This window comes from Kribbella sp. NPDC031520 (assembly GCF_055580825.1).
Window position 1 is genome coordinate 771,811 of sequence record NZ_JBVIKS010000001.1, and the last position, 17,796, is coordinate 789,606.

General features: G+C 68.9%; 17 protein-coding genes. 6 read left to right on the forward strand and 11 right to left on the reverse strand.

The features are described from left to right. The first annotated feature begins 4 nt into the window (after positions 1-4). On the forward strand, positions 5-760 hold the full coding sequence (locus ACZ5BU_RS03855) for an SDR family oxidoreductase (protein WP_465695296.1): 756 nt from the start codon (positions 5-7) through the stop codon (positions 758-760). Here ACZ5BU_RS03855 and ACZ5BU_RS03860 read toward each other — a convergent pair. Then, positions 718-1,584: a hypothetical protein gene (locus ACZ5BU_RS03860; protein ID WP_465695297.1), complete on the reverse strand. Its 867-nt coding sequence runs from the start codon at positions 1,582-1,584 to the stop codon at positions 718-720. The genes ACZ5BU_RS03855 and ACZ5BU_RS03860 overlap by 43 nt on opposite strands. 195 nt (positions 1,585-1,779) lie before the next feature. On the opposite strand from ACZ5BU_RS03860, the gene ACZ5BU_RS03865 reads away from it, so the two are divergent. Beyond that, complete coding sequence (locus ACZ5BU_RS03865) at positions 1,780-2,319, forward strand: dihydrofolate reductase family protein (protein ID WP_465695299.1); 540 nt, start codon at positions 1,780-1,782, stop codon at positions 2,317-2,319. 7 nt (positions 2,320-2,326) lie between these two features. On the opposite strand, the gene ACZ5BU_RS03870 is transcribed toward ACZ5BU_RS03865, so the two are convergent. Next, a complete protein-coding gene (locus tag ACZ5BU_RS03870; protein WP_465695301.1) occupies positions 2,327-2,620 on the reverse strand; it encodes a YciI family protein in 294 nt (97 codons plus the stop codon). 60 nt (positions 2,621-2,680) lie between these two features. Between ACZ5BU_RS03870 and ACZ5BU_RS03875 the strand changes: the two genes are divergently transcribed. Next, the gene (locus tag ACZ5BU_RS03875; protein ID WP_465695302.1) at positions 2,681-3,238 is read left to right on the forward strand and encodes a GNAT family N-acetyltransferase; all 558 of its coding nucleotides are present in this window, start codon (positions 2,681-2,683) and stop codon (positions 3,236-3,238) included. On the opposite strand, the gene ACZ5BU_RS03880 is transcribed toward ACZ5BU_RS03875, so the two are convergent. Further along, positions 3,186-3,962, reverse strand: coding sequence for a class I SAM-dependent methyltransferase (locus ACZ5BU_RS03880; protein WP_465695304.1), 777 nt, complete (start codon positions 3,960-3,962; stop codon positions 3,186-3,188). The genes ACZ5BU_RS03875 and ACZ5BU_RS03880 overlap by 53 nt on opposite strands. Beyond that, on the reverse strand, positions 3,959-4,885 hold the full coding sequence (locus ACZ5BU_RS03885; RefSeq protein ID WP_465695305.1) for an SDR family oxidoreductase: 927 nt from the start codon (positions 4,883-4,885) through the stop codon (positions 3,959-3,961). Before ACZ5BU_RS03885 ends, ACZ5BU_RS03880 begins: the two co-directional genes overlap by 4 nt. 100 nt (positions 4,886-4,985) lie before the next feature. On the opposite strand from ACZ5BU_RS03885, the gene ACZ5BU_RS03890 reads away from it, so the two are divergent. Then, positions 4,986-5,660, forward strand: a complete 675-nt coding sequence (locus tag ACZ5BU_RS03890; RefSeq protein WP_465695306.1) for a TetR/AcrR family transcriptional regulator — start codon at positions 4,986-4,988, stop codon at positions 5,658-5,660. On the opposite strand, the gene ACZ5BU_RS03895 is transcribed toward ACZ5BU_RS03890, so the two are convergent. Beyond that, on the reverse strand, positions 5,648-6,499 hold the full coding sequence (locus ACZ5BU_RS03895; RefSeq protein ID WP_465695308.1) for an HAD family acid phosphatase: 852 nt from the start codon (positions 6,497-6,499) through the stop codon (positions 5,648-5,650). The two genes, ACZ5BU_RS03890 and ACZ5BU_RS03895, sit on opposite strands and share 13 nt — an antisense overlap. A gap of 278 nt (positions 6,500-6,777) precedes the next feature. Here ACZ5BU_RS03895 and ACZ5BU_RS03900 point away from each other — a divergent pair, with 278 nt between their 5' ends. After that, positions 6,778-7,599 (forward strand): hypothetical protein, encoded by an 822-nt coding sequence (locus ACZ5BU_RS03900; protein WP_465695309.1) that lies wholly within the window; start codon positions 6,778-6,780, stop codon positions 7,597-7,599. Here the strand turns inward: ACZ5BU_RS03900 and metH are convergent. The 5 genes from metH to ACZ5BU_RS03925 form a co-directional block, all read right to left on the reverse strand. Then, on the reverse strand, positions 7,499-11,101 hold the full coding sequence (gene metH / locus ACZ5BU_RS03905; protein ID WP_465695311.1) for a methionine synthase: 3,603 nt from the start codon (positions 11,099-11,101) through the stop codon (positions 7,499-7,501). The two genes, ACZ5BU_RS03900 and metH, sit on opposite strands and share 101 nt — an antisense overlap. A gap of 168 nt (positions 11,102-11,269) precedes the next feature. Further along, positions 11,270-11,803, reverse strand: a complete 534-nt coding sequence (locus ACZ5BU_RS03910) for a TetR/AcrR family transcriptional regulator (RefSeq protein ID WP_465695313.1) — start codon at positions 11,801-11,803, stop codon at positions 11,270-11,272. Further along, on the reverse strand, positions 11,800-13,197 hold the full coding sequence (locus ACZ5BU_RS03915; RefSeq protein WP_465695315.1) for an MFS transporter: 1,398 nt from the start codon (positions 13,195-13,197) through the stop codon (positions 11,800-11,802). The genes ACZ5BU_RS03910 and ACZ5BU_RS03915 overlap by 4 nt, the downstream gene beginning before the upstream one ends. A 200-nt stretch (positions 13,198-13,397) precedes the next feature. After that, a complete protein-coding gene (locus tag ACZ5BU_RS03920; protein WP_465695317.1) occupies positions 13,398-15,041 on the reverse strand; it encodes a S1C family serine protease in 1,644 nt (547 codons plus the stop codon). Positions 15,042-15,122: 81 nt separating this feature from the next. Further along, positions 15,123-15,677, reverse strand: a complete 555-nt coding sequence (locus ACZ5BU_RS03925) for a TetR/AcrR family transcriptional regulator (protein WP_465695319.1) — start codon at positions 15,675-15,677, stop codon at positions 15,123-15,125. Positions 15,678-15,774: 97 nt separating this feature from the next. Between ACZ5BU_RS03925 and ACZ5BU_RS03930 the strand changes: the two genes are divergently transcribed. Further along, on the forward strand, positions 15,775-16,605 hold the full coding sequence (locus ACZ5BU_RS03930) for an oxidoreductase (protein WP_465695321.1): 831 nt from the start codon (positions 15,775-15,777) through the stop codon (positions 16,603-16,605). Between the two features lie 33 nt (positions 16,606-16,638). Here ACZ5BU_RS03930 and ACZ5BU_RS03935 read toward each other — a convergent pair whose 3' ends face one another. After that, positions 16,639-17,781, reverse strand: a complete 1,143-nt coding sequence (locus ACZ5BU_RS03935; protein WP_465695323.1) for an epoxide hydrolase family protein — start codon at positions 17,779-17,781, stop codon at positions 16,639-16,641. Positions 17,782-17,796: the final 15 nt, after the last annotated feature.

Sequence of the window (17,796 nt, forward strand, 5' to 3'; positions counted from 1 at the left end):
CCTCATGATTCTGGTGACTGGCGGTACCGGAACGATCGGCCGAGAGGTGGTCCCGCTACTGCAGGAAGCCGGCGCGAAGGTCCGGGTCCTCAGTCGGCACCCGGGCGACCGCGGCGACGGTGTCGAGTACCTGGCCGTCGACCTGCTGAACGGCGACGGGCTGGACGCGGCGGTCGAGGGCGTCGACGTGATCCTGCACCTGGCCGGCGGTCCGAAGGGCGACGACGTCGGCACCCGCAACCTGGTCGCGGCCGCCGAGCAGGCGAAGGTCGGTCACCTCGTGCACATCTCGGTGACCGCGGTCGACAAACTGCCGCTGACCTACTTCAGATCCAAGCTCGGCGCGGAACAAGCAGTCCTCGGAGCACGAGTTCCGTCGACCGTACTGCGGGTCGCCCAGCTGAACGAGTTCGCCTGGAACACGGTGCGGGTGATGGCCAAGTTGCCGGTGCTGCCGGTGCCGGGCGGGATCCGGTTCCAGCCGGTCGACCGCCGCGACGTGGCCGCGCGGCTCGCCGAACTCGCGCTCGGTGAGCCGCAGGGCCTGGTCGCCGACCTGGTCGGGCCGAAGGTCTACACGCTGGCGGAGCTGGCCCACGACTACCTGCGGGCCACCGGCAAGCGCCGGCTGTCGCTCCCGATCCGCGTACCCGGCAAGGCGGGCAAGGTGTACCGGGCGGGCGGCAACCTGACGCTGTCCGGCGCCACGGTCGGCACTCACACCTGGGACGAGTTCGTCGCCGCGCAGGTGAAGGGCTGAAGCAGCTCATCGAGGTCCGGCGTACGGCGGCGGGCGATCCCGGCCAGGAAGTCGGCGACCTGCACCCGCGGATCGTCCCGCGAATCGACCTGGACGAACGACCGCAGCGGCGGCGGGTCCAGCCGCGCTGCCAGGAACACGCCGAGCCGCGCGACCCGGCCGGGCGTCAGCGCGCTCTGCTCGTCGTGCACCACGGCGACCGAACGACCACCGGCGCTCCACTGCAGAACCGTGGCGGCGAGCGCCGGTACCAGCGGCTCCAGCGGAGGCGGAAGCTCCGGATCCTCGTCGATCAGCCGCTGCATCACCTCCTCGACCCGGCGTCGGGTCAGCGCCCGTAGCGCGGGTACGTCGGCCGGCATCGTCGCGAAGAACCGGTCCACGGCCGCGTGATCCATCAGCCGCACCCGCTTCGTCCGCGTCAGGTCCACGAACGCCGCGAGGAACCCGGTCCGGTGCCGCAGCAGCTGGACCGCCTCGAAGTGGTCCGTCCCGAGGCTCGTACCCCAGCCGTACGACGGCTCCTCGGTGAACAGCTCGAACACACGCGCGGCGACGTACGCGGTCTTGTCGATGACATGAACGTGGGCATGCCCGCGGAGCTCCCCGAGCAACCACTCGAGCGCCGGCCGCTGCTCGGGACGTAACAACTGGTTGGACTTGTACTCCGTACGCCGATGTAAGCGGTGCCGTAGTACGCCGATCAGGTCGGCGGCCGCCGGTACGTCGAGGTCGGTGCTGGCATGGGTGATCACGGGCGAGGCAGGATCGAGCAGATTCGTTCCCGAGAACCCCGACTCGTCACAGGCGATCTCAAAGGTCATCAAAGCTCCAAAAGCTGAAGAACTGCACACTTCTGGGCCCGTCGAGGACGACGGGCTTGATCGGACGCGAGCGGTGCGATCAGTAAGCGGCAGCAGCCGGAGCAGCGGACATGCAACCCATCATCGCCGGGCGGTTGGCGGATGGCGATGAGTTTTTCCGGGCTCGCTCGTCTCAACAGGAAAGGAGGAACCACCATGGCGAAAGTGCTGTACTCGGTCACGATGTCCGTCGACGGCTTCATCACCGGCCCGAACGGCGACATGCAGTGGATGCGCCCGTACCTCGGACCGAACCCGGAGGTCGACGAGCTGGTCCCGCGGATCGGCGCGATCCTGGTCGGCCGCCGGACCCACGACGGCGACGACCCGCACAAGGGCGACCCGAACGAGGGCCAGGCGTTCGGCGGCGGCTTCGACGGACCGGAGTACGTCGTCACGCACCACCCACCGATCGACCCGTCCCCCGGCGTCACATACGTCGACGACTTCACCAAGGCCCTGGCCGCCGCAAAGGAGTCGGCCGGCGACAAGTACGTCAACGTGATGGGCGCGAGCATCGCCAAGCAGTGCATCGAGGCGGGCGAACTGGACGAGGTCCTTGTCCTCTACGCCCCCGTGATGCTCGGCGACGGCACGCGCCTCTTCGAGCATCCAGGCGGCCGCACCGTCCGTCTCCACCGCAAGAGCGTCACCCCGACCCCACTGGCGACCAGCCTGTGGTTCGACGTGGTGTAGGACTGTCTCACCAGTCGGCGGCGGCCGGATGCATCAGGGCGCGGATCTCGACGGAGCGGTCGGCGGCTCGGGCGTCGGGGAGCAGGCGGGCGAGCTCGACGGCGCGGTCGCGGCTCTCGACGTCGATCACGTAGTAGCCGTCGATCCGCGCCGGTTCGCTCGCGGGGAGTTGGACGGACAGCTGGGCGTCGGCGAGCAGCTCACCGGTGACCAGTTCGCCCGCGTCGCGCGCGGTGCGTTCGAACTCGTCGCGGGGCAGGCGTGGGTCACCGGCCCCCTGCAGGATCAGTAGGAACTTCATCGGCGCTCTCCTCTCGTCAACAAGACGGAGCCGAGGCCTGGGTTTTGACATGATGGGCCGATGTTCGTACGTACCGAGCGGCTGAGCGTGCGCCGCTTCACCGCCGCGGACGCCGAGCGGTTCGCGGCGTACCGCTCGGATCCGGACGTCGCCCGCTTCCAGTCCTGGACCGCTCCGTTCGCGCTCGCCGACGCGTACGAGACGGTCGAACGGTTCGCGGCGGGCGATCCGGAGGCGCCCGGCTGGTTCCAGTACGCCGTCGCGCTGGACGACGTACTGATCGGGGACCTCGGGCTGAACCTGCACGAGAACCTGATGCAGGCTGAGCTCGGGTTCACGCTCGCGGCCGAGTACCAGGGCAAGGGCTACGCGTCCGAGGCGGTCCGCGGGCTGCTCCAGCACCTGTTCGTGGATCGCCAACTGCACAAGGTGTCCGCGGAGTGCGACGCCCGCAACACCGCGTCGGCTCGGCTGCTCGAACGGGTCGGCTTCACCCGCGAGGGGCTGCGGTTTTCGCACACGTGGATCAAGGGCGAGTGGACCGACGACCTGCTGTACGGGTACCTCAACCCGCACCGCGACCGGCAGCAGCCGCCCACGCCCGCGCCGTCAGCCTGATCGACCCGTCCGCCTCGATCGGCAACCGTTCCCGTACGGCGTTCCGGATCGCGTCCTGGTCCGCCGGCTCCAGACCGCGCAGGTACGCCGGCGCCACGCCCTGCCCGCCGAGGAACGGCTGCCAGTAGTCGTCGAACGAGGAGAACACCGTCGGTACGACGATCTCCCGGGTCCGCACGTCGGCGAACCCGGCCTCGCGGAACAGCCCGTCGAGGCCTTCCGCCGTACAGAACGCGAACCGGCGGCCCTCGTCGACCTCACGGTCCTGCGGACGTACGTCGAGCATCGCGTCGAAGAAGTACCGCATCAGCTGCATGCCGCCCGCGTAGTCCCACACGTAGACGGCGACCGTGGTCCCGATCTCCCGCATCCGGCGCAACGCCGCGACCCGTTCCGGGACGAAGTTCAGCACCAGGCCGGCGACCACGGCGTCGTACGGACCGTCCGGCAGCTCCGCGGCGGACCGTACCTCGAACGCGGCCCGCGGATCGTCGACGGCCTGCTTCGCGTACCCGACGAAGCCTTCCGACGGGTCGACCCCGAGCACCGATGCCGGCGAAGCCGTCCGCAGGATCGTGCTGGTCAGTGCGCCCGTACCGCAGCCGACGTCCAGCCAGCGCAGCCCCGGCGGCTGGTCCAGCCAGTCGATGAACTCGGCCGCGACCAGCCGGCTCCAGCGGCCGACGTACGACTCGTAGATTCCCCCGCTCGACCACTCAGTCACTTTCGCAGGGTGGCGGGCAGCGCGACTCCCGTCAATGTCTCGGAAACCTGCCAGAGCCGGGCGTTGGTCGCCGGGTCGGTGGCGCTCTTCGGGTTGCGGACCAGCGTCGTCTTGCCGACCAGGCCGAAGATCCCGTTCGGTCCGTAGTACTCACCGGACTTGGCCGCGGGGTCGGCGGCCGCGAACAGCAGCGGCTCCGTACCCGTCTCCACGTCCTGCTTCGGCAGCGGGTTGTGGCGCATGAAGAACTTGTTGAGCGACGACTGCGGGCCCAGTGAAGCACCGGCGGTCTGCAGGTTGGTGCGGGTGTAGCCCGGGTGAGCCGCGACGCTGACCAGGCCCCAGCCGTGGTCGACCGAGAGCTTCGCGAGGTGGTTGCTGAGCATCAGGTCGGCGAGCTTGGACTGCGCGTAGGCAGAGGTCGGACGGTAGCCCCGCTCCCACTGCAGGTTGTCGAAGCCGATCTTGCCCAGGTACGCCGCGCCGCTCGACATGGTCACGATCCGCGGGGCCGGGGCGGCCAGGATCAGCGGCAGCAGCCGGACCGTGAGCGCGAACGGGCCGAGGTAGTTCGACCCGAACTGCAACTCGAAGCCGTCCTTGGTGGTCAGCCGGCTCGGCGGCGTCATCACGCCGGCATTGTTCACCAACACGTCGAGGTGCGACTCGTCGGCGGACAGCTGCTCGGCGAACTCCTGCACCGAGGCGAGGTCGGCGAGATCGATCCGGCGTACCTCGAGCTGGGCGTCCGGGTGTTCCGCGAGGATCTCCGCGCGGGCGGCCTCGCCCTTGGACGGGGTGCGGACCGCCATCACCACGCGGGCTCCGGCGGCGGCGAGGCGCTTGGCGGCCTCCTTGCCGGTACCGCTGTTGGCGCCGGTGACGACGACGAGCTTGCCGGTCTGGTCGGGGACGTCGTACATGCTGCACTCTCCGTTAAAAGACTGGTGGTCTGTTATGGCTCCGACGTTATCAGACCAGCGGTCCGATAACAACAGACCGTCGGTCTGTAGAATGGGTGAGATGAACTTCAAGCGCGCCCGGAGCGCCGAGCAGCGGGCCGAGCGGCGGCGGGCGATCCTCGCGACCGCGGCCACGATGCTGACCGAGATGCCGGTCGCCGATGTCAGCCTGAACGAGTTGAGCCGCCGGGTCGGCCTGGCGAAGTCGAACGTGCTGAACTACTTCGACTCCCGCGAGGCCGTCCTGCTCGAGCTGTCGGGCAGCGAGCTGTCGGCGTGGGTGCAGGACCTGTCCGCGGCCCTGTCCGGGATCTCACCGGCGCTGCCGAGTGCGGAGCGCGGCGAACGGCTGATCACCGCGGTCGTCGGCACGCTGGCGGAGCGGCCGGTGCTCTGCGACCTGCTGAGTGCGCAGGCGGCGGTGCTGGAGCGGAACATCACGACGGAGACCGCGCTGGCCTTCAAGCGCTCGGCCGCGGTCGCGTACCAGGAGATGATCGAGGTGGTGGCCGGCGTCCTGCCGGAGCTCGGCCGGGACGGGGCGGGCCGCTTCATCGCGGCCGCGAGCCTGCTCGCGGGCGCGATCTGGACCCACTCCCATCCGGTACCGGCCATCCTGGCCGCCTACGAGGCCGACCCGTCCCTCGAGGCGATCAGGATGAACTTCGAGCCGTCGCTGACCGACGGCCTACGGACCCTGCTGTACGGCGAGATGCCGCGGGATCAGGGCAGGTAGTAGTTCGGGTTGGGGAGCTTGAAGGTGCGGTCGGCGAAACCGCCCTTGAGGTCGGAGAACTGGTCGCCGAAGTTCGCGACGATCTCGTAGCCGAGGGACTCGATGTGGGCGCGGGTCGCCGACTTGTAGTGGATCGTCGTGCACTTGCCGTTCGGATCGTCCGCACAGGCCTGCTTCAGGTAGTCCGGGTAGTTGGCGACGTCCGGCTTCGTGAACAGGCCGTCCTCACCGTTGGTCAGCGCGGTCGGCTTCGGGAAGCCGGCGTCGACGCCGACACCGTCGGCGGTCAGGTTGCCCAGCGTCGCCTGCTCCTGCGCGGCACCGCGGCCGGTCAGGAAGAAGATCGCATACCCCTCACGCTCGGCGACCTTCACCATGTCGACCATGCCGGGCACGGCCGGGAACTTCTGGTTCAGCACGTAGTCGGCGTTCGAGGTCGGGTTGTACGCCCAGTTGCTGGCGATCTCGTAGTTCCAGGTGGCCAGCGACGTGTCGTCGACGTCCAGCAGGATCGCCTTCTGCTTGCCGGTGTGGTGCGGGACCGAGAGCCAGCGAGTGCCGGCCGCGGCGACCTTCTGCGCCTCCTTCGCGTAGTTGCTGTCGGCAGCGAAGGTGCCGGTGCCGAGCGGGTCGCCGTAGTAGTTGCGCAGCTGCTGCCGCAGTACGTCGATGTTTGTGACGTCGTCCGCGCGGTTCGGGGTGGACGTCTGGATCGCGGGTTGCTGGGTGGCGGCACCGGCTGAGTACGCGACCCCGCCGACGACCGATGTCATCGCGACCGCGGCGACGCCGGTCAGAACCATCCGGCGGGACGGCCGGCGCCAGGAACGGAATGCCATGGGTGACCCCTTCGGAACAGGAATGCTTGCCAGGGCACGCTAACCCCGTCACCGGCTGTTCGGCTGCAGGTCAAGGGGAATCCTGCGGGTGTTCACACCTGCTTCAGGTAGCGATGGCACGGAACGGGCAACGTTCCGTCGCCGACCGACGCCGGATAGTCGAACGCACCGCCGTCGCGCCAGCCGTTCCGCTCGTAGAACCGCCAGGCCTCACCGTCATGCGGTCTGCCTAAGACCCGCCAGGCCCCTACGCTGATGCCGCCGCCGATGGAGGAGTCATGGCCACCGAACCCGAGGACGCTGTCGTACAGTTCGCGCTGAAGGTTGTCGATTCCGTCGAAAATCTCGCGAACCGCCCGCTGGAGCGTTACCGGTACCCGGTCCGCATCCAGGATCGCATGCCGCCGCGCCGGCACGAGCCGCTGCTCTCCGCGTTCGATCCGCTGATCACGACCCGCGCCCACGCGGACGTGATCGTGCGGGCCACGGCGCACGAGCAGGTCGACCCGGCACAACTGGCCGAGGCAACCGATCTCCTCGCGGTTCAAGCCTTCCCGATGGCCGGACCGGTCTACAACAACTTCGGCGCCGTCCAGCAGCCGGAGGCCGATTTCAACGCAGGGCTGGGTGGCGCCTGGACCCAAGCCCGCCGTACCGACGTCTGGCGGGCGAGCGGTGCGGCCGAGCTGCTCAACACCGACGAGCCTCCGGAGAACCCCGCGCTCACTGGGGATCCGGCGACCTCGACAACCCGCGACACCTTCGCCGAGTTCGCCCGCCAGGAAGGCCGGGATCCGGGTCGCGAGGACTTCGCCGCACGGTCCGTCGAGCTCATCGACCTGCCGCCAGAGGATCGCTGGCCGGCCATGGCCCCCGAGTCGGCCGCCGCCCAGGCGGTCCGGAGGACGGCGGCCGAGATCCAGAAGGCCGCCAAGGCCAACGGCTGGACCGGCGAGCGCAACGCCAACCGCGATCCTGCGATGGCGCCGCCCGAGGCGGTTACTGCGGGTCGTACGCCAGGTTCGGACGGAGCCAGCGTTCGACCTCGGAAGTCGGGAGTCCTCGGCGCACTGCGTAATCTTCGATCTGGTCGCGGTTGAGGCGGCCGACGCTGAAGTAGCGGGACGCGGGGTGCGCGAAGATCAGGCCGCTCACCGCGGCGGCCGGCGTCATCGCGTACGACTCCGTGAGGGCCAGGCCGACCTTGTCCGCTTCCAACAGCTCGAAGAGGTCCTTCTTCTCGGTGTGGTCCGGACTCGCCGGGTAGCCGAGCGCCGGGCGGATGCCGCGGAAGCGTTCCGCGTGCAGGTCCTCCAGTACGGGCTGTACGTCGGGCTCGAACCAGGCGCGGCGGGCCTCCAGGTGGATCCACTCCGCGAACGCCTCCGCCAGCCGGTCGGCCAGCGCCTTCACCATGATCGCCTTGTAGTCGTCGCCCAGTTCCTCGTACGACTTCGCCAGCGCCTCGGCACCGTGGATCGCGACGCCGAAGCCACCGAGATGGTCGCCCGACGGCGCGATGTAGTCGGCCAGGCAGCGGTTGTGCCGTCCGGCCGGCTTCTCGGTCTGCTGCCGCAGCATCGGGAACGACCGGTCCAGCCCGTCCAGGACGATGTCGTCGCCATCACTGTGCGCCGGCCAGAACCCGTACACGCCCTCGGCGGTGAAGGACCCGTTCGCGATGATCTCGTCCAGCAAGGCGTTCGCGTCGTCGAACAGCTCCCGCGCGACCGGCTGCTCGAGGATCGCCGGGTACTTCCCCTTCAGTTCCCAGGCCAGGAACAGGAACTGCCAGTCGATCATCTCGCGCAGCGTCTCGATACTCGGTGACACCCGCTTGATTCCGGTGAACGCCGGCACCGGCAGCTCGCCGTACTCCACCGGCTCCCGATTCGCGCGCGCCTGTTCCAGCGTCAGCATCGGCGCGCGCTGCTTGTTCGCGTGCTGCTCGCGGAGCCGCTCCTGCTCGATACTGTTGCTCTTGGCAAGCTCTTCGGCACGGTCGTCGTCGAGCAGGTCGGACACCACGCCGACCACCCGGGACGCGTCCAGCACGTGCACGGTGGTGTTCTCGTACGCCGGGGCGATCCGGACCGCGGTGTGCTGCTTCGAGGTGGTCGCGCCGCCGATCAGCAACGGCAGCTTCAGCCCGCGCCGCTGCATCTCCTCGGCCACCGACACCATCTCGTCCAGCGACGGCGTGATCAGCCCGGACAGCCCGACCGCGTCCGCGCCCTCGGCGACCGCGGTGTCGAGAATCCTTGCCGCCGGCACCATCACGCCGAGGTCGATCACCTCGTAGTTGTTGCAGCCGAGCACCACCCCGACGATGTTCTTGCCGATGTCGTGCACGTCACCCTTCACGGTGGCGAGTACGACCTTGCCCTGCCCGCGGACCATCTCCGCGCGGCCTTCGCGACGGGCCTGCTCCTTCTCCGCCTCCATGAACGGCTCGAGGTAGGCGACCGAGCGTTTCATCACCCGCGCGCTCTTCACCACCTGCGGGAGGAACATCTTGCCCGCGCCGAACAGGTCGCCGACGACCTTCATCCCGTCCATCAACGGGCCTTCGATCACGTCCAGCGGCCGCGGCAACTGCTGCCGTGCCTCCTCGGTGTCGTCCTCGATGTAGTCGACGATCCCATGCACGAGCGCGTGCGACAGCCGTTCCTCGACCGAGCCCTCGCGCCAGGTCAGGTCGATCTCGCGCTGTGTGCCCTTGCCCTTCACGTTCTCGGCGAACGAGACCAGCCGATCGGTGGCGTCGTCGCGCCGGTTGAAGATCACGTCCTCGACGAGCTCGAGCAGGTCCTTCGGGATGTCCTCGTACACCGCGAGCTGGCCCGCGTTGACGATGCCCATGTCCAGCCCGGCCTTACCCGCGTGGTACAGGAACGCCGAGTGCATCGCCTCGCGGACGATGTCGTTACCCCGGAACGAGAACGACAGGTTCGAGATGCCGCCACTGATATGGACGCCGGGACAGCGCTGCTTGATCAAGGGCAATGCGTCGATGAAGTTCTTCGCGTAGTTGTTGTGCTCGGACATCCCGGTCGCGACGGCCAGTACGTTCGGGTCGAAGATGATGTCCTCGGCCGGAAACCCGATGCCCGTCAGCAGGTCGTACGCGCGGCCGCAGATCGCAACCTTGCGCTCGACGGTGTCCGCCTGGCCCTGCTCGTCGAACGCCATCACGACCGCGCCGGCGCCGTAGTCCCGGATCCGCCGGGCGCGCTCGAGGAACTCCTCCTCGCCTTCTTTCAGGCTGATCGAGTTGACCACGCCCTTGCCCTGCACGTGTTTCAGGCCGGTCTCCAGTACCGACCACTTCGAGCTGTCGATCATGATCGGGAGCCGGGCCACCTCGGGCTCGGTCGCGATCAGGTCCAGGAACGTGGTCATCGCCTGCTCGCTGTCCAGCAGGTCGGCGTCCATGTTCACGTCCAGCAGGTTCGCGCCGCCGCGGACCTGCTCCAGCGCCACGTCGACCGCGGCCTGGTGGTCGTCGCCCTCGATCAGCCGGCGGAACTTCGCCGACCCGGTGACGTTCGTCCGTTCACCGATCATCACGAACCCGGTGTCCGCGCCGATCTTGAACGGCTCGAGCCCGGAGAACCGGGTGGTGTGATCGTCCGGTACGACGGTCCGCGGCTGCAGGTCGTGCACCGCTTGGGCGATCTTCGCGATGTGGGCGGGCGTCGTACCGCAGCAGCCGCCGACGATGTTGACCAGGCCGGACTCGGCGAACTCGCGCAGCAGCGCCGACGTCTCCTCGGGCGTCTCGTCGTACCCGCCGAACGCGTTCGGGAGGCCCGCGTTCGGGTGCGAGGCGACGTACGTGCCGGCGAACCGCGCGAGGTCGGCCACGTGCGGGCGGAGCTGGGCGGCGCCGAGGGAGCAGTTGACGCCAACGACGAGCGGGTCGGCGTGCTCGACCGAACTCCAGAACGCCTCGACGGTCTGCCCGGACAGGGTCCGGCCGCTCAGGTCGACGATCGTCACCGAGATCCACAGCGGCAGGTGCGGCGCGACCTCACGGGCCGCGGCGACCGCCGCCTTCGCGTTCAGCGTGTCGAAGATCGTCTCGATCAGCAGCAGGTCGACGCCGCCCTCGGCGAGCGCCGCCATCTGCTCGGCGTACGCGTCCTTCACCTGCTGGAAGGACACCGCACGGTACGACGGGTCCTCGACGCGCGGGCTCAGCGACAACGTCACGTTCAGCGGGCCGATCGAACCGGCGACGAACTTGTTGCCGGCCTCGTCCGCGGCCTGGCGGGCCAAGCGGGCGCCGGCCAGGTTCATCTCCCGGACGTACTCCTGCAGGCCGTAGTCGGCCTGCCCGATGCTGGTCGCGGTGAAGGTGTTCGTGGTGGTGATGTCCGCACCGGCCGCCAGGTACTGCCGGTGGACGTCGAGGATGAGGTCCGGACGGGTCAGGTTGAGCAGGTCCGGGTCGCCGGTGACATCGTGCGTGTGGTCGCCGAAGCGGTCGCCCTGAAAGTCGGCGGGCTGCAGTTTCGCTCCCTGCAGCATCGTGCCCCACGCACCGTCGAGGATTGCGATCCGCTGATCCAGCAGCTCCCGCAGCGCGGTTTCACTCATCTGCCAACCCCTCCAGAAAGACTCTCCGGAGGCGCCCTTGCAGTCGGTGCCCAGGTCGAGCGTGGCGGACCTGGGCCCGTTGCAGCGCCTCTCGGCCTGGATGCTCCATGTTAGTGGCGTCACATCCTGAGCCAAGCCCTCCGTCCACATTCTAGGACAGGTGTTCAATCAGTGGATAAGATCTTGGATCGCTGGGGCGTAGAGGGCGACGACCGTGTCCGGGGCCGCGGTGGCGATCGGTCCGGTCTTGTCGATCGCGAGCACGGCGCCGAGGCCGAGGAGCTGGGCCGTGATCAGGCCGGCGCGCAACTCGGCGTCCGGTCCGGTCAGGCGGGCGGCGAAGGCGCGGGTCACCTGATCGCGGAAGTGCTCGCGGATCAGCGCGCGTTCGTCGCCCTTGCCGACCGCGAAAACGACCCGGACAAGCAGGTCCTGGTCGTTCTCGCGGCGGTAATCGACCAGGGTGCGGACGGCATGCTCGCCGAGTCGCTCGTTCGGGGCGGCGAGCAGCAGCTGGGCCGCCTCGGTGAAGTCGGCGACCCGTTCGAAGAGCGCTTCCTTGCCACCGAAGTGCTTGACGATCAGGGCGGCGCTGACGCCCGCGTCCGCGGCGACCCCGCGGAGCGTGACCGCGTCGTACGGCTCGCGCGCGAAGGCCTTCCGGGCCGCGCGGAGGATCGCGGTCCGCCCCGGATCGATCACGTCGTCGTCACCTCGTACGCCGGCGCGGGCCGCCGTACCGGGATGAACAGCACGAACCCGGCAGCGGCGAGAGCAGCGACGCCTGCGATCACGAAGACGATCAGGTACGCCGAGAGCGCGGGCGCGATCTTGCCGGCCTGGGCGATCGTCACGTTCGCGAGCACGGTGGCGACGATCGTGCTGCAGATCGCCTGCCCGATCGTCCGCATCAGCGTGTTCAGCCCGTTGGCCGCGGCGGTTTCCGTCACCGGCACAGCATGCATGATCAGGGCTGGCAGCGCCGAGTACGCCACGGCCGTTCCGGCGCTGACGACCGTCGCCCCGATCACGATTCCGGCGACGCTCCCGCTCGTGAACAGCCGTACGACGTACCCCGCCGCCATGATCAGCGATGCAATCCCGAGCGTGAACCGGGGCCCGCGCGCCCCGGAGATGCGCGCGGACACCGGCGAGAGGAGGACCATCGCGATGCCACCGGGCAGCAGGCACAGTCCGCTGACCACGATGGACTCGCCCAGCCCGTAGCCGGTCCACGTCGGCTCCTGGACCAACTGCGCCGTCGACAAGGAATTGGCGTAGAACGCGAACCCGATCAGCAACGCACTGAGGTTCGTGAACAGTACGGCCGGCCGCGCCGATACCCGGAGGTCTACGAGCGGGCCGGCGGTGCGCAGCTCGTACCACCCCCAGATCGGGACCAGCAGCACCGCGACGCCGTACAGAACGGCGAGGGTCGGCGTACTCCAGGCACTGCTCTTCGAGACCGCGAGCAGCAGGCAGACCAGGAACGCGCTCAGGCCGAGCGCGCCGACGACGTCGAAGCGGCCGCTGGTCCGGACGGCGGACTCCGGGACGATCAGCAGCACCAGGACGACGTCGAGCAGGCCGAGGCCGAGGTTGATCCAGAACATCGTGTGCCAGTTCGCGTACTCGACCACGAGCGTCGCGGCCGGGATACCGAACGCCGCGCCGATGCCGAGCGTCGAACTCATGATCGCGATCGCCGGGATCACCCGGCGCTGCGGGAGCTCGTCGCGGAGGATGCTGATGCCGGGCGGTACGACGGCCACCGCGGCACCCTGGAACGCGCGGCCGACGATCAGCACAGTCAGGTCCGAACTGGTCGCGCAGAGCAGCGAGCCGATGATCATCGAGGACAGCGCGATGAGCAGGACCCGGCGCTTGCCGTACATGTCGCCGGCCCGGCCGAGCAGCGGGGTGAAGACCGCGCCGGTCAGCAGCGTCACGGTGATCAGCCAGCTGACGTCGGACGGCGGGCTGTGCGTGATCGCGGGAAGCGCGGGCAGCAGCGGTACGACGATGGTCTGACTGATCGAGACAAGCACGCCACAGAACGCGAGCGCGAACAGGATCAGACGCGGGCGGGGAATCAAGCGGAGCCTCACAGGGGTGGGTGAACGGCCGTTTACCCAGGCATCGTAAACGCTTGTTCACCCCACCGGAAATGGATTCGCGACTCGGCGACCCTGAAGCGTTCGTGCCGCGGGCAAGGCGATCGGGCCCGGCGCTCGAGGGGGAGGGAGCGCGCGGGCCCGATCGGGCGGTCCGCCAGTTGCGAGGGGGTGCGCTGGAACTAGCGGACCGGGCCGGTGATGAGTTCGATGGTGGCTTTGTGGGTCTGGCCGAACTGGTCGGTCCAGCCGACGTCGACCTTGTCGCCGGGGTGCTGCTTGTTCAGCAGTTCGGAGAGGGTGTCGGGTGAGGTGACCGCGTGTCCGGCGAAGGAGGTGATCACGTCGCCGGGCTGGATGCCGGCCTCGTCCGCGTGACCGTTCGCGACCACGTCGCCGACAACCGCGCCGCTGGTCCCGGTGCTGCTGACGACCGAGATCCCCAGCATCGCCGAGTCGCCGATGTGCACCGTACTCGAGGACTTCCCGTTCTCGATGTCCTTGGCGATGCCGAGCGCCTGGTTGATCGGGATCGCGTACCCCTCGGTCGTGACCCCACTCCCGGACCCGCCGCCGTTCCCGTTGCCCGACCCGTCACCGGACCCGTTGCCCGAGCCGTCGCCGTTGCCGAACGGGAAGCCGTTGCCGTCGCCGTTCCCATTCCAGTTCCCGTCGCCCCAGCCCGCGAGGGTCGCCGTGGCCGCCGACGCGGTGGAGGTCGCGGTCTGCCCCGGACGGCCCTGGCCGCCGTTGCTCCCGCCGTTCCCGGCGACGTCCACACCGACGACCTCGCCGTTGGCGTTCACCAGCGGCCCACCTGAGTCGCCGGCCTGGATGTTCGCGTCGGTCTGGATCAGGTTCGCCAGGTTTTCCGGGTCCTGCCCGTTCTCGTCGGTCGCGGTGATCGACTGGTTCAGCCCGGTCACCTTGCCGGCGGCGTAGCTCGGCGTACCGCCGGTGCCGCCCGCGTTCCCGACGCCGACGACCTGGTCGCCGAGCTTCACCTGGTCGGAGTTCCCGGTCTTCGCGGTCTGCAGCCCGGAGGCGTCCTTCAGCTTCAGTACGGCGAGGTCGTGCGACTCGTCGTACCCGACGACGCTCGCCGTGTACGTCTTCCCGTTGCCGATATCGGTGACCGTGATCGACGTCGCGCCCTCGATCACGTGGTGGTTGGTGAGTACCTCGCCGTCGGAGCTGAGCACGATTCCGGTACCGGCGGCCCGCGCGTTCTCGTACCCGAGCACCGTGTTCACGTCGACCAGCCCCGGCGACACCTTCGCCGCGACGGACGACGGGGCGAACGCGGTCTGGGACAGCGTCGAGTTGCTCCCGCCGTGCCGCTGGTCGATGCCCCAGGCAACCGATCCGGCGACGAGCACCGCAGCCAGCCCGAGCGCTCCCGCACCCAGCAACCGCCGCCCACGCTTCTTCGGCGGCTGCGGCTGCATCCCGAACGGATACTGCGGCCCGTAGGGTCCGTACGGTCCCGCCTGGTACTGCGGCCCCTGCTGGTACTGCGGCCCGTGCTGGCCCGCCTGGTACTGCGGCCCGTACGGCCCCGCCTGGTACTGCGGCCCGTGCTGGCCCGCCTGGTACTGCGGCCCGTACGGCCCCGCCTGGTACTGCGGCCCGTGCTGTAACTGCCCCTGCTGGTACTGCGGACCGGCGGCGGCCTGCTCGTTCTGCGAAGCCTGCTGGTACTGCGGACCGGCGGCGGCCTGCTCGTTCTGCGAAGCCTGCTGGTACTGCGCAGCCTGCTGCGGCTGTGCAGCGGGCTGCTCCGCCTGGTCACCGTTGTTCGGTCCCGCTCCAGCGCTCTCGTTCATCGCGTTGCCCTCCTCGGCCAGTTCCCTCTGCCTACGAGTAGAGCGCGCCAGACTGAGAACTCCATCCGGCCAACCAATGAATCAGCTGAGAATCCGCTCCACCGCCAGCACCACGGCCTGTCGCCGCAGACTCGCGGCCGGTAGCACCACGCCGTACTCCGGATTCATCGACGACCAGCTGGTCGCGATCGCCTGGATCAGCGACAACAGGCTGACCGGCGTGAAGTCGCGCGGCACCGCCCGCCGCCGCATTCCCCGCCGGATCGCCTCCAGCCGCCGCTGGTTGACCGCGACGATCGCCTCCAGCGGCTGTCCGTCCGGCCGCTCCAGCCGGTACCAGACCGACAGCCGGAGCCGGTCCGGGTGCGCTTCGAAGTAGTCGAACACACGCCCCGCGTACGCCGGGAGATCGTCGACGTCGAACCCGACCTCGACGAGGTACTTGTCCACTGAGGCACTGAACACCGCGTCGAACAGCTCGTCCTTGTTGCCGTAGTACGCGTACAGCATGGCCTTGTTGCACCCGGCCACCTCGGCGATCCGGCTGACCCGCGCGCCGCCGATCCCGCGGGCGGCGAACTCCTCGGTGGCCGCCTCCAGGATCCGCGCCCGGGTCCGGTCTGCGTTCCGTTCCATGCCTTGAGCCTACCAAACAACCGGTTGGTTGATTTCTAACCAACTGGTTGGTTAGATAGAAGTCGTATCCAACCAAACGGTTAGTTAGGAACTGAAGATGAGCAAGATCTGGCTGATCACCGGCAGCTCGCGCGGCCTCGGCCGGGCGTTGACCGAGGCGGTACTGGCGGCCGGCGACCGTGTGGTCGCCACGGCTCGCAAGCCCGAGCAGCTCGACGACCTGGTCACGAAGTACGGCGACCAACTCCGGGCGGTCGCTCTCGACGTCACGGACGCCGACGCGGCGCGTCCCGCCGTACGGACGGCTGTCGAGGAGTTCGGTGGGCTGGACGTGGTCGCGAACAACGCCGGCTACGCGAACAGTGCGTCGATCGAGGAGATGCCGGACGAGGACTTCCGGGCGCAGATCGAGACCAACCTGTTCGGGGTGGTCAACGTGACGAAGGCCGCGCTACCGGTCTTCCGGGAGCAGCGTGGCGGGCACTTCCTGCAGTTCTCGTCGATCGGTGGACGGGCGGGTGGGACGCCGGGGATGGGTGCGTACCAGACCGCGAAGTTCGCCGTCGAAGGGTTCTCCGAGGTGCTGAACAACGAGGTCCGGCCGTTCGGCGTGAAGGTGACGATCGTCGAGCCGGGTGGTTTCCGCACCGACTGGGGTGGCTCGTCGATGCAGCTCCACGAGGTGCACCCCGACTACGAGGCCACGGTCGGCGAGATGCACCGCCGCCGGCTCGAGATGGACGGCCAGCAGCCCGGCGACCCGACCAAGGCCGCGCAGGCAATCCTCGCGCTGGTAGACCTCGAGAACCCGCCACTGCGCCTACTACTCGGCAGCGACGCACTGGCCCTGGCCGAGAGCTCCTCGCGCTCCCGCGCCGACGAGGCGGCCGCTTGGGCCTACCTCACCAGGTCAACCGACTACAGCTGACAACTGGCGGGTGGGCATCCGAGAAGCGACGGATCAGGCTCGCAGGTCGTGGAAGAAGGTGCGGACGTCTGCCACCAGTTCCTCTGGGACCTCGAGAGCGGCGAAGTGGCCGCCGTGGTCGAGGTCGGTCCAGCGGGTGATGTTGTTGGAGGTTTCGCAGTAGCGGCGGATCGCGACGTCGTGGGCGGCCGCCAACACAGCGGTCGGGACGCCGGAGTTCGGGCGGGGCGCCCACGAGCGTGGCTGGGCGTAGCCGATGTACGCGGCCGACCCGCCGGTGCCGGTCAGCCAGTACATCATCACGTTGGTGAGCAGCCGGTCCTTGCTGATGATTGCCTCTGGCAACGTATCGGCCGGCCAGGTCCAGGCCTTGAACTTGTCCATGATCCAGGCGAGCTGCGCCACCGGCGAGTCGACCAGTCCGTACGCCAGCGTCTGCGGCCGGGTCGACTGGATCGAGATGTAGCCGAACTCGTCCTTCATGAACTGCGCGATCCGCGCCATCTTGTCCTGCTCCAACGGCGTCAGTGTCTGCAGTTCCTCCTCCGACATCTGCAACGGCGGCAGGTTCGTCCCGCCGTTCGTGTGCACGCCGACGACACGCGAAGGCGCCGCCCGCCCCACCTCCGGCGACACCGATCCACCCAGGTCCCCACCCTGGACGCCGTACCGCTCGTACCCCAGCTCGTCCATCAGCGCCGCCCACACCCGCCCGATCCGCTCGAACGTCCAGTCGTCGTCCGCGGTCGGCCCGGAGAACCCGAACCCGGGCAGCGCCGGAATCACCACGTGGAACGCGTCCGAAGCCTGCCCGCCATAGGACACCGGATCGGTCAGCGGCCCGATCAGGTCCAGGAACTCGACGATCGAACCCGGCCAGCCATGCGTCAGCAGCAGCGGCAGTGCGTCCGGCGAAGCCGAGCGAACGTGGATGAAGTGGATCCGCTGCCCCTCGATCTCCGCGGTGAACTGCGGGTACGAGTTCAGCTCCTTCTCGGCCGCCCGCCAGTCGTACGACGTCCGCCAGTACTCGACCAGCGAGGACAGCCACGAGACCGGGACTCCGGTGTCCCAGTCGTCGCCCGGCAGCGGGGCGGGGAACCGGGCGCTCGCCAGCTTCACGGCGAGGTCGTCGAGGGTGCTCTGCGGGATGTCGATGCTGAATTCCTTGATCATGTCTCCAGTCTGAGC

Excerpts from the sequence above, each read along its gene's own strand:
- ACZ5BU_RS03895 (WP_465695308.1), bottom strand. The coding sequence starts at position 6,499 with ATGGCATTCCGTTCCTGGCGCCGGCCGTCCCGCCGGATGGTTCTGACC.
- ACZ5BU_RS03935 (WP_465695323.1), bottom strand. The coding sequence starts at position 17,781 with ATGATCAAGGAATTCAGCATCGACATCCCGCAGAGCACCCTCGACGAC.
- ACZ5BU_RS03890 (WP_465695306.1), top strand. The coding sequence starts at position 4,986 with ATGAACTTCAAGCGCGCCCGGAGCGCCGAGCAGCGGGCCGAGCGGCGG.
- ACZ5BU_RS03865 (WP_465695299.1), top strand. The coding sequence starts at position 1,780 with ATGGCGAAAGTGCTGTACTCGGTCACGATGTCCGTCGACGGCTTCATC.
- ACZ5BU_RS03860 (WP_465695297.1), bottom strand. The coding sequence starts at position 1,584 with ATGACCTTTGAGATCGCCTGTGACGAGTCGGGGTTCTCGGGAACGAAT.
- ACZ5BU_RS03875 (WP_465695302.1), top strand. The coding sequence starts at position 2,681 with ATGTTCGTACGTACCGAGCGGCTGAGCGTGCGCCGCTTCACCGCCGCG.
- ACZ5BU_RS03920 (WP_465695317.1), bottom strand. The coding sequence starts at position 15,041 with ATGAACGAGAGCGCTGGAGCGGGACCGAACAACGGTGACCAGGCGGAG.
- ACZ5BU_RS03900 (WP_465695309.1), top strand. The coding sequence starts at position 6,778 with ATGGCCACCGAACCCGAGGACGCTGTCGTACAGTTCGCGCTGAAGGTT.
- metH (WP_465695311.1), bottom strand. The coding sequence starts at position 11,101 with ATGAGTGAAACCGCGCTGCGGGAGCTGCTGGATCAGCGGATCGCAATC.
- ACZ5BU_RS03885 (WP_465695305.1), bottom strand. The coding sequence starts at position 4,885 with ATGTACGACGTCCCCGACCAGACCGGCAAGCTCGTCGTCGTCACCGGC.
- ACZ5BU_RS03925 (WP_465695319.1), bottom strand. The coding sequence starts at position 15,677 with ATGGAACGGAACGCAGACCGGACCCGGGCGCGGATCCTGGAGGCGGCC.
- ACZ5BU_RS03870 (WP_465695301.1), bottom strand. The coding sequence starts at position 2,620 with ATGAAGTTCCTACTGATCCTGCAGGGGGCCGGTGACCCACGCCTGCCC.
- ACZ5BU_RS03930 (WP_465695321.1), top strand. The coding sequence starts at position 15,775 with ATGAGCAAGATCTGGCTGATCACCGGCAGCTCGCGCGGCCTCGGCCGG.
- ACZ5BU_RS03855 (WP_465695296.1), top strand. The coding sequence starts at position 5 with ATGATTCTGGTGACTGGCGGTACCGGAACGATCGGCCGAGAGGTGGTC.